Source organism: Niallia sp. Marseille-Q9988, assembly GCF_976954375.1.
Map to the genome: position 1 here is coordinate 544,628 of NZ_CDRJSZ010000003.1, position 15,231 is coordinate 559,858.

Genomic DNA, 15,231 nt, shown 5'->3' on the forward strand with positions numbered 1-15,231 from the left:
GTTATAATTTGAATGCTTTATTAAACTATGAATTTAAACTGGATGAAACAAGTATTGAAGAATTTGATCTAGAGTATAGTATAGAAGTTGCAAAAGAGAATATTGAGAGCTATTTAGATAATATTACTGTCAATTATTTTAAAAAGTATTCATATAAAGATATTGGATTGAGTCAAGTTTTTGTGGGAGTTTTTTATAGCTCCCTTTTTATAAAGTAAAACTTCTAATTTTGTATCCGTTTTCTAAATGTTTTCTTTTATCAAAATTTCGTTTTTTTCTTTTTTAAAAACCTTTTAATCCCTGTAAGGCAAAGTGAACGGGTTTTCCAATCACCTGATTTAAGTATGGCATGTTCTGACGTACGGTTTCTGTCACTAATTTTGTGGATATTTTTCTTTTCGGTCGATGCTCTTTCTTTGATTTTTCCGTGGCTTTTTCCCATTTTCCATATATCGTTTGGATAGATAGATCATCCTTCAACCCAATCCACAAACGTGCCATGCTCATGACGCCTTTTTTGCTCCATGCTCTTCCATTTTTTAATCGTTTGGCTAATTGATTCATCATTGCTTCTGCACTTCCCATTGGTCGATACGCTGTCGTGTCCACGCCTTTCTCCTGTAACCAACTACGATAATCTTTTATGGTTTCCTGATGATGCGTTAAAAAGGCGAGGAAATGCGCTAGTTTTTCTTCTTCTTCTGGTGTATCCATTGTTCCTACTGCACTATTCAACTCTAGAAGTAATGTTTCTACCTGGTAGTTTTTTAACGCTCTTCTCATGTAGCGGAATCGGGGATGGCTCTTCATTAGCTGTTTCATCGAACGAGCGACATGAAAACGATCCATAGTGAAAAAGGCCCGTTCCCGAAAATACTCCCGACATGCCGTTATCCAGCCTGCTCCATCGCCATTAATAATAAGCAAGGTTTGGGTTGGATCATACGCATAATGATTCTGTAAGAATGTTTCAAAAGCTTCCCAAAAGGGTTCTTTTCCTTCATAGAGAAAATGCCTTTTATTTCGGAGCCTGACTCGCTTTCCGTTTTCTTTCCATCCCTCATGTACAGCGGCGAATTTCAACTCCCATCCACGCTTTTTCTTTTCTTGACTCTTCACATATAATCCATCTACTTCGACAAACAATACCTTTTGAAAAGGGCGTTTTTCCTTAGCGGGAAGGACGCTTGTATGAAGAAGATGTTGCCGTAATGCTTCGTGGCTCATCGCCGAATAACCTAAAAATTGTTCGAATGTTTCCACCGCCTTTCGATAGGAAGAGCCATTTGTCGCTAATTCTAGCCCCCATTCTTCTAATAGTGGACTAAACCCTTTATTCCCTTGAAACTGTAAGTAGTGATCTAACAGACAAATATATTTTTTGGTTACACGATCGAAATAATAATTACGCTTCAGCTCCACAGCTCCAAACGCTGTATCTACTCGTATTTCTCGTTTATCTCGTAAAGCAAATCTTCTTTTGTCTCGTTGCTGAGCAATCTCTTGATCCCAATTTTCTAATGTTTGAACAAGAATTTCTTGAAACGTCATTTGTAGTGTTCGAAATAAAGTTTTTTCCAATTCTTTTAATGATGGCATTTTTGTGTTACATTGATTCATGAGAGCCTCTCCTTTTCGTAGTTTTCTAGTCAAATTCTACTTTACAAAAGGAAGCTCTCTTTTTTAATGCTTCATTTTTTCCAGCTACCGCGCTTTCGCTTGGTGACCTTTTTGTCTAGTTGGGGGACTCGTCCCCCAACTAGACAAAAAGGATATTTATTCTCCCACAAACATTTTACTCATACAAGATATTGTATGGTATGTCTATAGTGAAAATAGTGATACTATACTCACTATAGATTTCAGAAAATATATAGAATGTAAAAATACAATGATGTTAGATGTATTAAAATGTTGGGTATCGAATTTCTTATTGGATTATGCAGGTAATACTATTGCGGCATATTTCAAGTATTTAGTGGATGTTTTAAATATTACTTCAACTTTAGCTAAGTCAAAAGTTAGTGATTTAGAAGAATATTTATTATCCGAAGCGACGAAATCGATAAAACATGAAATGATAAAGTCTTTATTGAATTTTTTAGATTTTTATGATGAATTGGATTCAACGGAAGAATATATACAGCTAGCCAGTGAGCTTCATGAAAAACTCGAAATAGAACCGAGGGAAATTCCATCAAGCAGAGATTGCTTAATGTTCCTATTCGCCTTAAATAATTTTTTTGATAATACTCCTTCATCAGATTGGCGATATTTATATTTTACTCCAATAAGGATTTGGTGGATACTAACTACCAAAATCCCAATGAGAATCGGTGAATTTCTTAAAATACGAAGGGATTCTCTTAAAGTAAAAGAAACGGATAATAAAGTTCGATATTATCTAGAGCTACCTAGATCTAAGGAGAAAAACAACAAAAAAAGAATTCAAGTTATTGATAAAATTGAGATTGATAAGAGTTTTTACAATTTCATAGATTCCTATATTATTGAATCAAATAAATACGGAGAGTCGGATTCATTAATATCTTATATGGTAATTAGAAAACTTAGAGAAAATGTTATAGAGAATAAAATTAATAGTTTTGTCAAGAAACGTAATGATAGAATAATTGATCATGAAACTTTTAGAAAATTGTTATACGATTTTTATGAATTCATTATTAAAAATCCACCATATAATTTTTCTGTTCGAGATGTCGGGAATGACAATCTTGAAACAATTTCAAAAAGTCGTGAAGAAGGAAATTATTTCGATATTGAGAGGCGATTACGACCTAATGATACAAGACATTTAGCATTTATGTTTTTGAAGCTTCAAGGCCTTCATCCGGTAGAAATAGCTCGTCTAGGTGGTCATTTATCTCTCAGCTCACAAACCCATTATTTTAAGCATAGGGAATTTGAAACTGATTCTTCAACTATTCAACTATTGAGATTATTTGACATGGATTGCCAATACTTTAAAACAAGTTTTTTTAAAACAATAAATGAACCAATAATTAGTTCAAAAATAAATGATGAATTTAGAAGACGTTTTGTATTAAAAAACGCTGAGCCTGACCGAGATAAGTGGGATAAATTAGAAATAGGTTGGTGTTCAGCGAGTATAAAACGTTGTAAACGTCACTGTTTTATATGTGATGAATATTGGAAAATAGAATTTGATGAATTTAAGACAAAATATAATGAGATTATTAAGTGGATGGATTCTACGGAGAACAAAGCAATTAAGGTTTATAATTCGTTGGGACATATCTATGACCAAATTCATAGTAATAAAAATGAGCAGCTGAAATTGGATATAAAACTAAAAAAAGTGTTATACACAAAATCAAAGGAATTAAAAGATTTATTAGAAAGTATCGGGGCTTGTGTTGATCATATCTATGAACAGACAGGGGTGAACATTGAATGGCAAACAAGTATCCAAAAGACAAAATCGACGAATTACTTGACAGATATGTAGAAGAAAATAAGGTCAAAATCATTAACAAAAGACCATTTGCTGAATTTGTGACAGAATTATTCGAAAAAGGCGAACTTAGTTGGTTAGATAAATCCATTCCTGAATACTATTGGAGAAAAGCAGCCTATGAAGGATTTCATTATATTGAAAGATACAATGAAGCTGTAAATACTCCAATACTTATAGAAAATGAGAATCCGGAAATTAAACTTCCAAGTATAAAGGATTCAATCGAAAAACTAATTAAAGACCCATCTAAACTATATAAGACGTTGGAGCCTTATGAAAAGGAATTAAAATTATTATTAAAAAAAGAAAAGAAAAGTGAAAAGAAAATAAAGGAGTTAAACAACAAAATAATTGATCAAAAGAAAAAAATTAAAGAACTAGAAGATTTAAATAAACTAGCTCAATCTACTATTTATAAACTCTTTTATTATGGTAAGGATAGGAAAGAAAAAAATCTAATAAACTTACTCACTACTACAAAAAATTCAACAAAGCCTGTTAATAGAGCATTAGAAAATTTATTTAACCATGAAGCATTTGAATTTTTTGATCTTGAAACTGGCGAAAAAATATATAAAGAAACAAAAATTATTGATATAAAGAAGCGTAAAAAAGAGTCTTCTAGTTTGGATTTGTGGAATGACTTATAAAAAAAGCCCAGCTATGCAGATATATAAAGTGCCTAGCTGGGCTTTTGGGTTATTTCAATTCTTCCGTATTTTCATATCTGCTATCTAAAAAGTCAACTATATGAATAATGTAACCCTCAATTGTTTGTGGATTCCGTACACATGCCCCCCATTCTGGAAGACCGTGATGACATAAAATACAGTGGGAAATATGGTGTATGTCTTCTAAAGAAATCCTTATATTTTCTGTTTCTATTATTTTCGAGAGGATAAGTACACCATATGGGATATGTCCTATCATTACTCCTAACTCATCCATGATTATTCCAGTTTGTTTCCTATTCTCAATATTAGAATGATCAGCCGTTGGGAATAAGAATTTAAATTCCTCAAACTTTTTGCCAGCATGATCATATTCTAGTAATTTTCCAATATCATGAAATAAAATGCTTGTAAAAACTAAATCATAATTAGGAGCTGAACTTCTATGTTGCATTGCGCCATATAACATTGTATAAAGATGATCAATAGTATCTTTCCATACAATGTGCTGAGGATTTATAGACTCCGATTGAAGTTGATTCCAAATATCCTTCTTATGTGCTTTTTCAACTACGTTTATTAGCTTTATAATTGCTTGATAATGGTTATCTTCTTGTTTTAATATGAATCTTGCGAACCTCATTAAACCTACTGTATGTTTTAATAAGCCACCTAAATAATTATGATGAAATCCTTTTGCTGCTGGCCTAATAGAAAATTGGTCCCAAAAACGTTTCATTGCAGCTAAGGATATGTCCTTAAAAGGTTGTTCCAATTCATTTATATATGAGAAAAGTTCTACAGTAAAATCTTCAATATTTTGCTTAGTGTAAGCTAGAAAAGTGAAGGGATTAATATCTTCTTCACATGGTTTCATTTTATTTATAGTAAGTGATTTATGCCCCCGATAATCTTCTATTCTAGCCTCAACATCGAAAATAGAGAATTCTTCAAGTAAAGGGATAGTATTTTCAACGGCATTTTGGTTGTCCCATAATTTTGCATTTATCGAACCAAAATTATTACTAAATCTTATTTTTAAATATTGTTTGTTAGTTTTGGTTGATTCGATATTAAAGTCATTAAGAAGTAATCGTAATTTAACATTGATTCCTTTTTCAAATTCATTTATGTTGAAAATTTCTTCACCAGTAGGGAGAATAGGAGTTGGAAATTCTTTTAGGACCTGTTCTCTATCATCTTCAGTTAACTCAAATTTAACTGGGATAAAATCATAGAAATAAAATTTTATGTCATTCATTGATTATCACTCCTAAACTTTACACACTAAAGTGTAAAAGTTTTTTTATTTATCATTTTCTATATCATTTTAACTTAAATGTTTGATTAAGTAAGTAAAATTTGATTAATGTACTACCTTCCGTTGAAAATCAAGCTTGAAGATTTGAAACTACTTCCACTATACAAATAAGGGTATATCCAATTCCTATAATCGTTGTGCATCAGGAAAATGCGGATTTACAACGATAAGGAATTTCCAATATAAAAAGCCTGATTTCCCAATCCCTAAACTGAGAAATTCGGCTCTTTTTTTTTTTACCCCATAAAGAGGTACAGCCGACAAAATGCTGATATTATAGGCTAAGGCATTTTTTTATATCCTAAGTGGATGTAGGGATGGATTTAAAATCTAGATATAAATAAATATTCTCCTAGAAAGTACGTTCCGATCCGATCCAATGGTGATATGTGCGGGAGAAAAACGTTACCTGAGCGTACAAGATTTCTTAACTTGGTAAGAACAGACAACGCATAATTGGCGATTTATATTCCCATCATCATAAACGTGCTTTTGCCAGCGATTTGAGAGAAAGTTCAAAGGTGCGCCTTCTGGAATTCTTCGTTTATTATTTTTTGTTCATCTCTTTAATGGTCACAATAGCGTGAAGCAATGACTCTCCTGATTTTATATAGAAGTGATTTCTAAGGCATCTAACAATTTTGGGGTATGTTTACGTAAGTAGTTAAGAACGCGATTGTTCCTACCTAGTAATTTGATTTTGGTTATACTTTGAATTTTTAAAGGTTTCTATTATTTTCTGTGGCTGTTTCACAACACTTTATTTAGTTGTTTTTGTGAATATAAATCAAATATTAGGTAATTATATAAAATATGATAACAAAAAGGAAAAACGAGATGGATAGTTAAAAAAATAATGGAGTAAGAGGGTTGAAAATGGATCAAAATAAAGCAAGTTTTTCTACTATATTTGTTCTCTCTATGATGAGTATAGGATTAATGAACCATGTAATGGTGATACCCATGTTACTAAGCACAGCAAAGAGGGATTCTTGGATATCTGTACTAATTTCAGGAGTTTTATTTTTGGGGTGGCTTGTTTTTCTACGAGTAATTATTAAAAAAACAAATTACTCCCATTTATTTACTTGGATGAAGGACCGAGTTGGTAAAGTTGTTGCTTGGGGTCTTTCTTCGGTTGCCTATGTTTTTATCCTTTTATTAATTGGAGTTACCTTAAAGGATATGATTGTTTGGACAGTTACTTCCTATTTCCCTCAAAGTCCAACTTTCATCTTAGCCATAGTTTTTCTAATCATTTGTTTTTTTGCTGCGACATCTAGCTTTGCCACCCTATCTATTATTTCAGGTTTTTTGTTTGTTTTTGTTGTTGCTTTAGGTTTTTTTGTCATGAGCCTAAATATTCCTCATAAGGATTACGCTCAAATATTTCCTATATTAGAACATGGTTTGAATCCTGTTTTGAAAGGCATGATCTATAGTTCAGGTTCTCTAATGGAAGTTGCACTTATACTTTTCTTACAACACAAATTAAAACCCAACATTAAGGTTCGAAGTTTACTTTTCCTCGGAATTATCTTGATAGGGTTAACCCTAGGTCCCTTATTAGGTTCGATTGCTATTTTTGGTCCAGAAGAGGCTGCTAATCAGAGGTATCCGGCATACGAGGAATGGCGATTATTAAAAATTGGTAAATATATTGAACATGTAGATTTTTTTTCTATTTACCAATGGCTATCAGGTGGATTTATAAGAATAAGTTTAGGTTTGTTTATAATTGGACAGCTCTTTCCATTTGAGAACGATAAGAATAGACATTTATTAATAGGATTTAGCTCATTAATTACATCGTTGATGGTTCTTCTACCTATAAGTGATATGCAATTTGTTCGCTTTTTGCAAAATATATATTTTTATTTATCGCTTCTATTTTTACTTATCTTTTCTTTTAGCATTGGGTTATTAGCATTTTTAAAAGGGGAAAAGGGGAGATAATTCTTGAAATATAATAAATATAAAAAACAAAAGGAACTGAACTCTTATCATACTACCTTTCAGAATACTGATGAAGTAAATGAAGAGAAAATTCGTTCAACTTATCAAAAAAGTGAGGATGTTAAAGTTGTACTACATAAATTTACTGATGAACAACAAGAAATAGATACCATATTTATCTATTGTGAGAATTTGGTTGATAAAAAACAAATAAATCAAATCATTATTCCACAACTAAAAAAAATGACAACAAAAAATGACTATAAAATATTCAAAGATTGCGTGGAATGGAATCAAGATGAACTAGAATGGACACCTTTAAAGGTGGAAACAGGGTTAAATTCCATCTCTTTAGAGATCTTCGATGGTAATTTAGTCATTTATTTTCCGGAATTTAGCGCTTTTTTTTCTGTTAGTGCATCCAATAAACCAAACCGTTCAACTGAACAATCCAATTACGAGGTATCTGTTCGTGGCCCAAGAGATAATTTCACAGAGGATATCTCAACAAATATTGCACTAATTCGAAAAAGACTAAGGTCGCCAACGCTATCTTATCAAACTTATACGATAGGAACAAGAACTCAAACTAAGGTGGGATTATTATATCTAGAAGATGTGGTTAATACGGAGATGCTAGATACTATTCGGGAACGATTATCTAATGTTGAGATTGATGGAATTATTAGTTCAACTCAATTGCAGGAGATGGTTTCCAAACAATCACTTTCTATTTTCCCACTTTCTGCTGATACATCCAGACCTGACTTTGCAGTTGAATGTTTATTACAAGGTAGAATAATCATAGTAGTAGATGGCTCACCATTAGTCATTATTGCTCCTGTAACCATTACTTTTTTGATTAAAGCAGCAGAGGATTCACATTTTAATTATTTACCCATGTCATTAGCTCGATTTTATAGATGGGCGGGATTTCTTTTAGCTGTCTACTTACCCGGGTTTTGGATGGCATTGCTTGCATACCATCAAGATCAAATCCCTTTTCCTCTTCTTGCGACTATAACTGTTGCAAGATCGGGGTTGCCATTTCCTGCACCATTAGAACTTATGATCGTTTTATTCCTGTTTGAAATGTTCCGTGAAGCTGGTCAAAGATTACCTTCCCCTCTTGGACAAACTCTCTCCGTCGTTGGGGGACTCATTATTGGAGACGCTGCAATTCGGTCGGGTTTGATTTCTCCTTCGGTCATCGTTATTACGGCTCTTTCTGCCATCTCAGGGTTTACACTAGTGAACCAAATATTAGCAAGTTCAATATCCATTCTTAGAGGATTTGTTCTTGTTTGCTCGATTTTTATGGGTTTATACGGTTTTATGTTGGGAGGATTTATGATTGTCATTTATATGGCAAGGTTACGTTCTTTCGGAATCCCTTACTTAGCTTTAGTATTTCCGAAGTCTAGTTCAGATCTTTTCAAGGCGCTATTTCGGTTACCATGGAAAAGTTATAGAGAACGTGTTAGTTATGTTCGTACGCGGGATAGTACAAAGACGGATGAAGGGGAGTGACAATCCTGAAACTACGTAGGTTCTTTTTAATTAGCATACTAACTCTCTTTAGTCTGGTATTATCGGGATGTTGGAATATCAAAGAAATACAAGATATTTACTATGTTGCAGCACTTGGAATTGACTATAAAGATGAAAAATATATAGCTTATGTTCAATTACTGGACTTTTCTAATGTGGCTAAACTAGAAGGTGCTAGACCTGATAAACAACCACCGATTTGGATTGGGAGAGGTGAGGGAATTACGATGACAGAAGCGTTAAATCAATTATACAAGGATGCACAACAAAGACTTTTTTGGGGACATGTGTCTACATTGATTTTGAGTAATACATTACTTGAGCAAGATATCAAATCCTCTATTGATTTTATAAATCGATATAGAGAAATACGTTATAATATCCAATTTTATGCTACAAATGAATCCATTGAAGACGTACTTAAAACAAAATCATTTTTCACTTTATCTGGACTCTCGACGATTCTTCACGAACCAAATGAAAGTTATAAGCAAAGATCCTACATACAACCCATTCAATTTTTCCAATTTATTCGAGATAGCAATCCTGTTGGACAAACAGCTTTCATTCCTTCAATAAAAATATCCACTGAAAATTGGAAAGAGGAAGATAAAAAAGCACCATTGTTAAGAAATGACGGCGCTGTCTTTATAAGAAATAACCATCTACAAGGATGGCTTTCTGAATCTGATTTAAACGGTCTAAGATGGATAGATGAAAAAACTGTTCGATCTCCTTTGTGGATAGTTGAAGATGATCAACCGGTTGTTTCTATAGTATTAGAAAAACCAAAGGTGAGGATAACTCCAGTTATTACTAACGAACAAGTGAGATATAAAATTAACGTATCCTTACAAGCCGGAATAAACGAAAAGTTAAAAGAAATTAGTGAAAACAAGTTAGTTGCTAACACTAAAAAAATAATAAGAGATGAGATTTTAAAGACTTTTGAAAAAGGAGTGGAGATAAATTCAGATGTTTATAGGTTAGGTGAAATATTATATCGGGAGAACCCTCAGAGATGGAATCAAGAGATAAAAGAAAAGCCATTTTTTTTAAATAAGGATAGTATCGAGCATATCAACATTCAAGTTAAGTTAGTGAACTCAGGAAAATTGAAATACCAAGAAAGTCATTATTAGAGTGATTTAGCCAAATTTCACAAAAGTCAATTCTTAATGTATGAACTGCACCCCAATTGTTAGACACAACTAACAATTGGAGGTGCAGTTTTTTTATGGCAAAGTTTTCTCCAGAAGAAAAAATACAGGCAGTAAAACAATATTTAAATGGAAATGAAGGAGGAAAATCAGTTGCTGAATTTATAGGTGTTCATCCGAGTATTCTTCACCAGTGGATTAAACAATATGAGTACTTTGGTGAAGATGCTTTTGAAAAGCGCTATACATCCTATCCCGCAAAGTTTAAACTAGATGTACTCAATTATATGAACGAACAAGGGACGTCTATCAGGGATACAGCAGCGATTTTTAATATTCCATCTTATGAAACGGTTCGAAAATGGAAAGTTGCTTATGAAACAAAAGGATATGATGCCCTACAACCAAAGAAAAAGGGGCGACTATCTTTGAAGAATGACAATCAAGAATTACCGAAAAAACAAGAACAGACTGAAGGATCAATGGAAGCACTTCAGAAGGAATTAGAACATCTACGTATGGAAAATGCGTATTTAAAAAAGTTGAATGCCTTAGTTCAAAACAAGGGAAAATCACCAAACAAGACAAAGCGCAAGTAGTCTATGAATTAAGGCATGAATTTCCGGTGAAAGCACTTATAAAGCTCGCAAGCATTCCACGCAGCACATATTATTATTGGGTGAAAAACTTCAGTCGTCCCGATCCTGATGCAGAGCTGAAAGTATTGATTCAAACGATTTTTGAGGAAAATGATAGCTGTTATGGATATCGCCGTATTCGTGATGAACTTAGAAATCGCGGACATAAGGTCAACCATAAGAAAGTACAGCGTATCATGAAAGAATTAGGGATAAAATGTCAGGTTCGGATGAAAAAATATAAATCTTATAAAGGAACGGTTGGAAAAATTGCACCCAATATTTTAGATCGCAATTTTAAAGCTGAAAAACCAAATCAAAAATGGGTTACGGATATAACAGAGTTTAAGTTATTTGGAGAAAAGTTATATTTGTCACCTATTTTAGACTTATTTAACGGGGAGATCATTACCTATACCATCGGCTCAAGACCGACCTACTCTCTTGTTTCTACAATGTTAGATCAGGCTTTTGAACGTTTAAGAGACGATGATACCCTCCTCATTCATTCGGATCAAGGCTGGCACTACCAAATGAAGCAATATCGTCATTCTCTTAGTGAACGGGGTGTTACACAAAGTATGTCTCGCAAAGGGAACTGTTACGATAACGCAGTTATAGAAAACTTCTTTGGCATCATGAAATCAGAATTTCTTTATCGAAAAGAATTTGAAAGTATAGAACACTTTAAGAAAGAACTACAAAAATATATAAATTACTATAATCACAAACGAATCAAGGCAAAATTAAAAGGCATGAGCCCGGTACAATACCGAGTTCATGCCCTGCAAGCCGCCTAACGAAATAACCTGTCTAACTTTATGGGGTCACTTCAGTATGGAATTGACTTTTTAATTATATTTCTGATAGCGTATAATATTTGCGTTTCGTCTGCAGAGTCCCATAAACACATTCTATTACTGAATATGAATTTACTTCGGGATAACAGGGACCCAGAGTTCGTGTCTTGGTTTATGCTTCGGACCGTAATAACATTCTATACAAGGTAAATTTGCAAGTTCATACTCGGAGTTAGGAACCCACTCGGTATATAAACGTTTCCATGCATCTACTATGTTCGGAAATACTGCCCATGTACTTGCGGGTATAATAAGCGTCTCCATATTTTCAGGGGATTCCCCATCGTATCTTACGCCCATGAAATAGGAAAATTCTTCATCTGTTATGGCGGCTTCTTTTCCGCAAACCCCCAGAAGGCTTTCAAGCGTGCATTTTGGATTTTTCCATGACATAGCTACTAGTTCTTGCATAAATCCATCTTTTTTCGCGGTGTTCCAAAGCGTAGGGATTGTTTTAAATGCTCTGCTTGTTTTTACTGGCTTACTTTTTCCTACAATTCTTAATTCAAAATCAAGGTTTTCAATTCTGTAATCCATCTCGGTATCTCCTTTAATAGTAATTTGAAAGGATATTCTGGGAAAGGCTTTTAACTGTACCCCTCTATTATGAGCATTGGAAGGGGTTACTCCATGCATTTTTTGAAAAGCACGTGAGAAAGTATCAGAAGAAACATAACCATATTTAACTGCCACATCGATGATCCGAATTTCACTTTTTTGAATTTCAAATGCTGCGAGTGTTAACCGTCTACGTCTAATATATTTTGAGAGCGATACACCTGAGATTGAAGAGAACATTCTTGAAAAGTGAAACTCGGAAAATTTAGCTACTTTTGCAGTTTCTTTGTAGTCTATTTCTTTATTTTCAATGAAGTTTAACGCATGGTTCATTCTTTTAGCCAATTGTGAACATCAAGTAGAATGACACAATTTCTGCTATAATAACTGAAACACATTACTGGAAGTTATCATTCACATTTTATAGTGAATTGCATCCTCTAATAACAAGACATCTGTTAATCATTTTCTGATTTTATAAGGCAAAGATAAGTAACAAAGAGACAATAATCCATTTTAATAAGTAAAATAATGTATTTTTGAGCTTTCTATATGTAGTTATTGAATTAAAACAGTTTAGTTAAAGTACATTTATTTGCATACTTATTTTCAACAATGTAATTCAAGAAGAAGTAGAAAAAGAAATTACCTCTATGCAATAATAAGCAAGGAATGGGGGGGATAAGTTATCCTTATGTTAAATACTATCTACCGAGGTAATTAATTGAACGAAGTTTGAATTTATTCAAAATAAATACCCTGTATTACTCTAGTATAATAGATTTGGTTCTTACAACAATCTATACATAGTTTCTTATGTATCTTTAGGTGAAAACTCACAAAAAATAAAGAAAATACAGTAAGGGCATTTTTTTTACCTCTTAACTTTGTTACAACAATAGGGATGCCAAATTCGACACCCCCTTGTTTAGATAGTTCTAATCGGAAGATTAGTTAATATTGTTTTTAATATATGATGACTTAATGTTATGAGCAAGTTCATCTAATATAGCTTTCTTCTTATTATTTGAAGAATGACAAGTTAATATAAGCAAATCCACTAATTCGTTGCATATTAGATATCTCCTGCAAATAATCCTTATCAAATTCTTTCATAACTTCATATAATTTGCTCATTTTAATGAAATTCCACATCAATTTTCTTTTTATTATTTGGTGTAGTCTTTAACATTTTTACTTCTAATACACCATTTTTATAGGTTGCTGATACTCCCTCGGTAGATACAAGACTCGGAAGTGTTATAGCTCGGTGAAAACTACCTGTGTAACGTTCTTTTCTATACATATTTTTTTCTTTTGTTTCATTTGTTTTGTTTATAGAACCGCTAATCGATAATACATTATTTTCAATATCAATGTTTACGTCTTCTTTTTTCTCAAGTCCCGGTATATCACAAGTTGCAACAACTTCATTTTCACTTTCATGCACATCTACCTTAATACTTCCAAAGTGCTCTTTGTCCCCACTAAAATCAAACGGTAGGTCAGAAAAGATACGGTCAAAATCTCTTCTTATATTTACTAATTGTCTAAATGGGTCATAAGGTGTTAATGCCATAGTTACATTCCTCCTTCATTTATCATTCATATTCTCTTCATTTCTCATGAAATTATTAGCTTATGTATTATTTTCCTGATTTTTTCACAATTCATTTTAACTCGCTCATTAGTAAACTTCAACAAGGTATTTCTGATGAACAACGTTCATATAATTAGATATAGGGAGTGATAAAAGTGCCACGAGTAAAATATACCGAAAGTGATGTTGCATTGATGGCAAGGATGATGAGAGCAGAAGCTGAAGGAGAAGGACGACTAGGGATGCTTATGGTTGGTAATGTCATTGTAAACCGACTAAAAGCAGATTGTTTAGATTTTTTAAATTTAAGGTCAATAAGGGACGTGATTTTTCAAGTACAAGGAGGAAATTATTCTTTTGAAGCAGTACAAAAAGGGAATGTTTTTTATCAAGGTGCAAGAGATGTCGAAAAAAGATTAGCACGAAAAGCATTAGATTATTGGAGAGAGCATCCTTCTAAATATGCTCTTTGGTATTTCAATCCATATGGTAAATGCCCACCTACTTGGTACGCTCAACCATTAGCAGGTCAATATAAACAACATTGTTATTATGAACCCCAAGCTAATACATGCGAAAGCGTTTATAGATGGTAAAGCAGCATACGAATTGATATGTATTAATAAATAATTTGTTATCGATTATTAAGCTTGTATCGAAGATTTCAAAGAATCATTGTTACAAGCTTATATTACTTGCTTATCTTCAATAGTCGTGTCTTTTAAAACGATTAGGGATTCAATCCTTGTTGTAGATAAGGTCTCGTTATCTTAATATAGTACTTGTACTTTTTTTGCTCCATCTCCATCTGAAAATGAACGCATCCGTTAGTGAAGTAAAGTTATCGCTTCAGCCTCCAACTGATACCATTTTTCCACTGTAATATTCATCTAAGTTATCCCACTAATTTTTAGACTCTGACTTTAGATAGTTATAAATACATTCTTCCATAGAAAAAGGACCTTTTGTTTTAAAGTAAAGATTGTACGGGAGGAAACTTATGATTGGTGTGACCGCTTGAAAGAGATGCCACAGTTTTTGCTTATTAAGATTCTAGCCATGTATCCTTGAGTGATTTTAAGCTATCCTTTTTCCTTCGAATTAAATCAATCAATTCAAATAAGTACTGTGTACTCCGATTGATTCGGGTTGAGTCAGTAACAAAAATAATGTCACCTTCCTGTAGATCCTCTAACATTTTTTGAAGTTGCTCGCGCTCCTATGTTGCGACTCTACTGATATATAATTGAACAAATAAATTAAAAATTTACAGAAACAGGATGTTGCGGAATGAAAATTGCCAAAGGTAGAGAATTGCTTACACCTGAATAGAGGTAGGCTCTATAAATCTTTACTTTTTCTCACTATATATGAGAAAAATGCAAGAGAAGTATTGAAACTACTATATATTTAATAT

12 protein-coding genes and 2 pseudogenes are annotated in these 15,231 nt (G+C 32.9%); 8 read left to right on the forward strand and 6 right to left on the reverse strand.

The window, feature by feature from the left end; genetic code table 11:
* Window positions 1-8 precede the first annotated feature (8 nt).
* Entirely contained in the window at window positions 9-218 is a 210-nt protein-coding gene (locus ACWNMZ_RS06770; protein WP_031540300.1) for a hypothetical protein, read from the forward strand.
* 64 nt (window positions 219-282) lie between these two features.
* Here ACWNMZ_RS06770 and ACWNMZ_RS06775 read toward each other — a convergent pair whose 3' ends face one another.
* Window positions 283-1,620 carry an ISLre2 family transposase gene (locus ACWNMZ_RS06775; RefSeq protein ID WP_449598443.1) on the reverse strand — a complete coding sequence of 446 codons (1,338 nt, stop codon included), beginning with the start codon at window positions 1,618-1,620 and terminating at the stop codon, window positions 283-285.
* Window positions 1,621-1,891: 271 nt separating this feature from the next.
* Here ACWNMZ_RS06775 and ACWNMZ_RS06780 point away from each other — a divergent pair, with 271 nt between their 5' ends.
* Both ACWNMZ_RS06780 and ACWNMZ_RS06785 read left to right on the forward strand, forming a co-directional pair.
* Window positions 1,892-3,490, forward strand: coding sequence for a site-specific integrase (locus tag ACWNMZ_RS06780; RefSeq protein WP_031540261.1), 1,599 nt, complete (start codon window positions 1,892-1,894; stop codon window positions 3,488-3,490).
* Entirely contained in the window at window positions 3,436-4,149 is a 714-nt protein-coding gene (locus tag ACWNMZ_RS06785; protein WP_031540262.1) for a hypothetical protein, read from the forward strand. The genes ACWNMZ_RS06780 and ACWNMZ_RS06785 overlap by 55 nt, the downstream gene beginning before the upstream one ends.
* A 49-nt stretch (window positions 4,150-4,198) precedes the next feature.
* On the opposite strand, the gene ACWNMZ_RS06790 is transcribed toward ACWNMZ_RS06785, so the two are convergent.
* Window positions 4,199-5,431 carry an HD domain-containing protein gene (locus ACWNMZ_RS06790; protein WP_048717159.1) on the reverse strand — a complete coding sequence of 411 codons (1,233 nt, stop codon included), beginning with the start codon at window positions 5,429-5,431 and terminating at the stop codon, window positions 4,199-4,201.
* Window positions 5,432-5,892: 461 nt separating this feature from the next.
* A pseudogene (locus ACWNMZ_RS06795) lies at window positions 5,893-6,151 on the reverse strand (hypothetical protein); the annotation flags it as partial.
* Window positions 6,152-6,367: 216 nt separating this feature from the next.
* Between ACWNMZ_RS06795 and ACWNMZ_RS06800 the strand changes: the two are divergent.
* The 4 genes from ACWNMZ_RS06800 (at window position 6,368) to ACWNMZ_RS06815 (ending at window position 11,596) form a co-directional block, all read left to right on the forward strand.
* Entirely contained in the window at window positions 6,368-7,447 is a 1,080-nt protein-coding gene (locus ACWNMZ_RS06800) for an endospore germination permease (RefSeq protein WP_251628981.1), read from the forward strand.
* A 3-nt stretch (window positions 7,448-7,450) separates the two neighbouring features.
* Window positions 7,451-8,977: a spore germination protein gene (locus ACWNMZ_RS06805; RefSeq protein WP_251628979.1), complete on the forward strand. Its 1,527-nt coding sequence runs from the start codon at window positions 7,451-7,453 to the stop codon at window positions 8,975-8,977.
* Window positions 8,974-10,140, forward strand: coding sequence for a Ger(x)C family spore germination protein (locus tag ACWNMZ_RS06810; RefSeq protein ID WP_081836587.1), 1,167 nt, complete (start codon window positions 8,974-8,976; stop codon window positions 10,138-10,140). The genes ACWNMZ_RS06805 and ACWNMZ_RS06810 overlap by 4 nt, the downstream gene beginning before the upstream one ends.
* 95 nt (window positions 10,141-10,235) lie before the next feature.
* Window positions 10,236-11,596 (forward strand): IS3 family transposase gene (locus tag ACWNMZ_RS06815; protein WP_109768643.1). Its coding sequence is split into 2 segments (ribosomal slippage): window positions 10,236-10,692 and window positions 10,692-11,596, totalling 1,362 coding nucleotides; the frame shifts between segments, so codons are not numbered across the junction.
* A gap of 132 nt (window positions 11,597-11,728) precedes the next feature.
* On the opposite strand, the gene ACWNMZ_RS06820 is transcribed toward ACWNMZ_RS06815, so the two are convergent.
* Window positions 11,729-12,547, reverse strand: coding sequence for an AraC family transcriptional regulator (locus ACWNMZ_RS06820; RefSeq protein ID WP_031536676.1), 819 nt, complete (start codon window positions 12,545-12,547; stop codon window positions 11,729-11,731).
* Between the two features lie 805 nt (window positions 12,548-13,352).
* The gene (locus tag ACWNMZ_RS06825; protein WP_031536672.1) at window positions 13,353-13,793 is read right to left on the reverse strand and encodes an Hsp20/alpha crystallin family protein; all 441 of its coding nucleotides are present in this window, start codon (window positions 13,791-13,793) and stop codon (window positions 13,353-13,355) included.
* Between the two features lie 176 nt (window positions 13,794-13,969).
* Between ACWNMZ_RS06825 and ACWNMZ_RS06830 the strand changes: the two genes are divergently transcribed.
* Window positions 13,970-14,410, forward strand: coding sequence for a cell wall hydrolase (locus ACWNMZ_RS06830; protein ID WP_031536671.1), 441 nt, complete (start codon window positions 13,970-13,972; stop codon window positions 14,408-14,410).
* Window positions 14,411-14,865: 455 nt separating this feature from the next.
* On the opposite strand, the pseudogene ACWNMZ_RS06835 reads toward ACWNMZ_RS06830, so the two are convergent.
* Window positions 14,866-15,033, reverse strand: a pseudogene (locus ACWNMZ_RS06835) (recombinase family protein); the annotation flags it as partial.
* Between the last annotated feature and the right edge of the window lie 198 nt (window positions 15,034-15,231).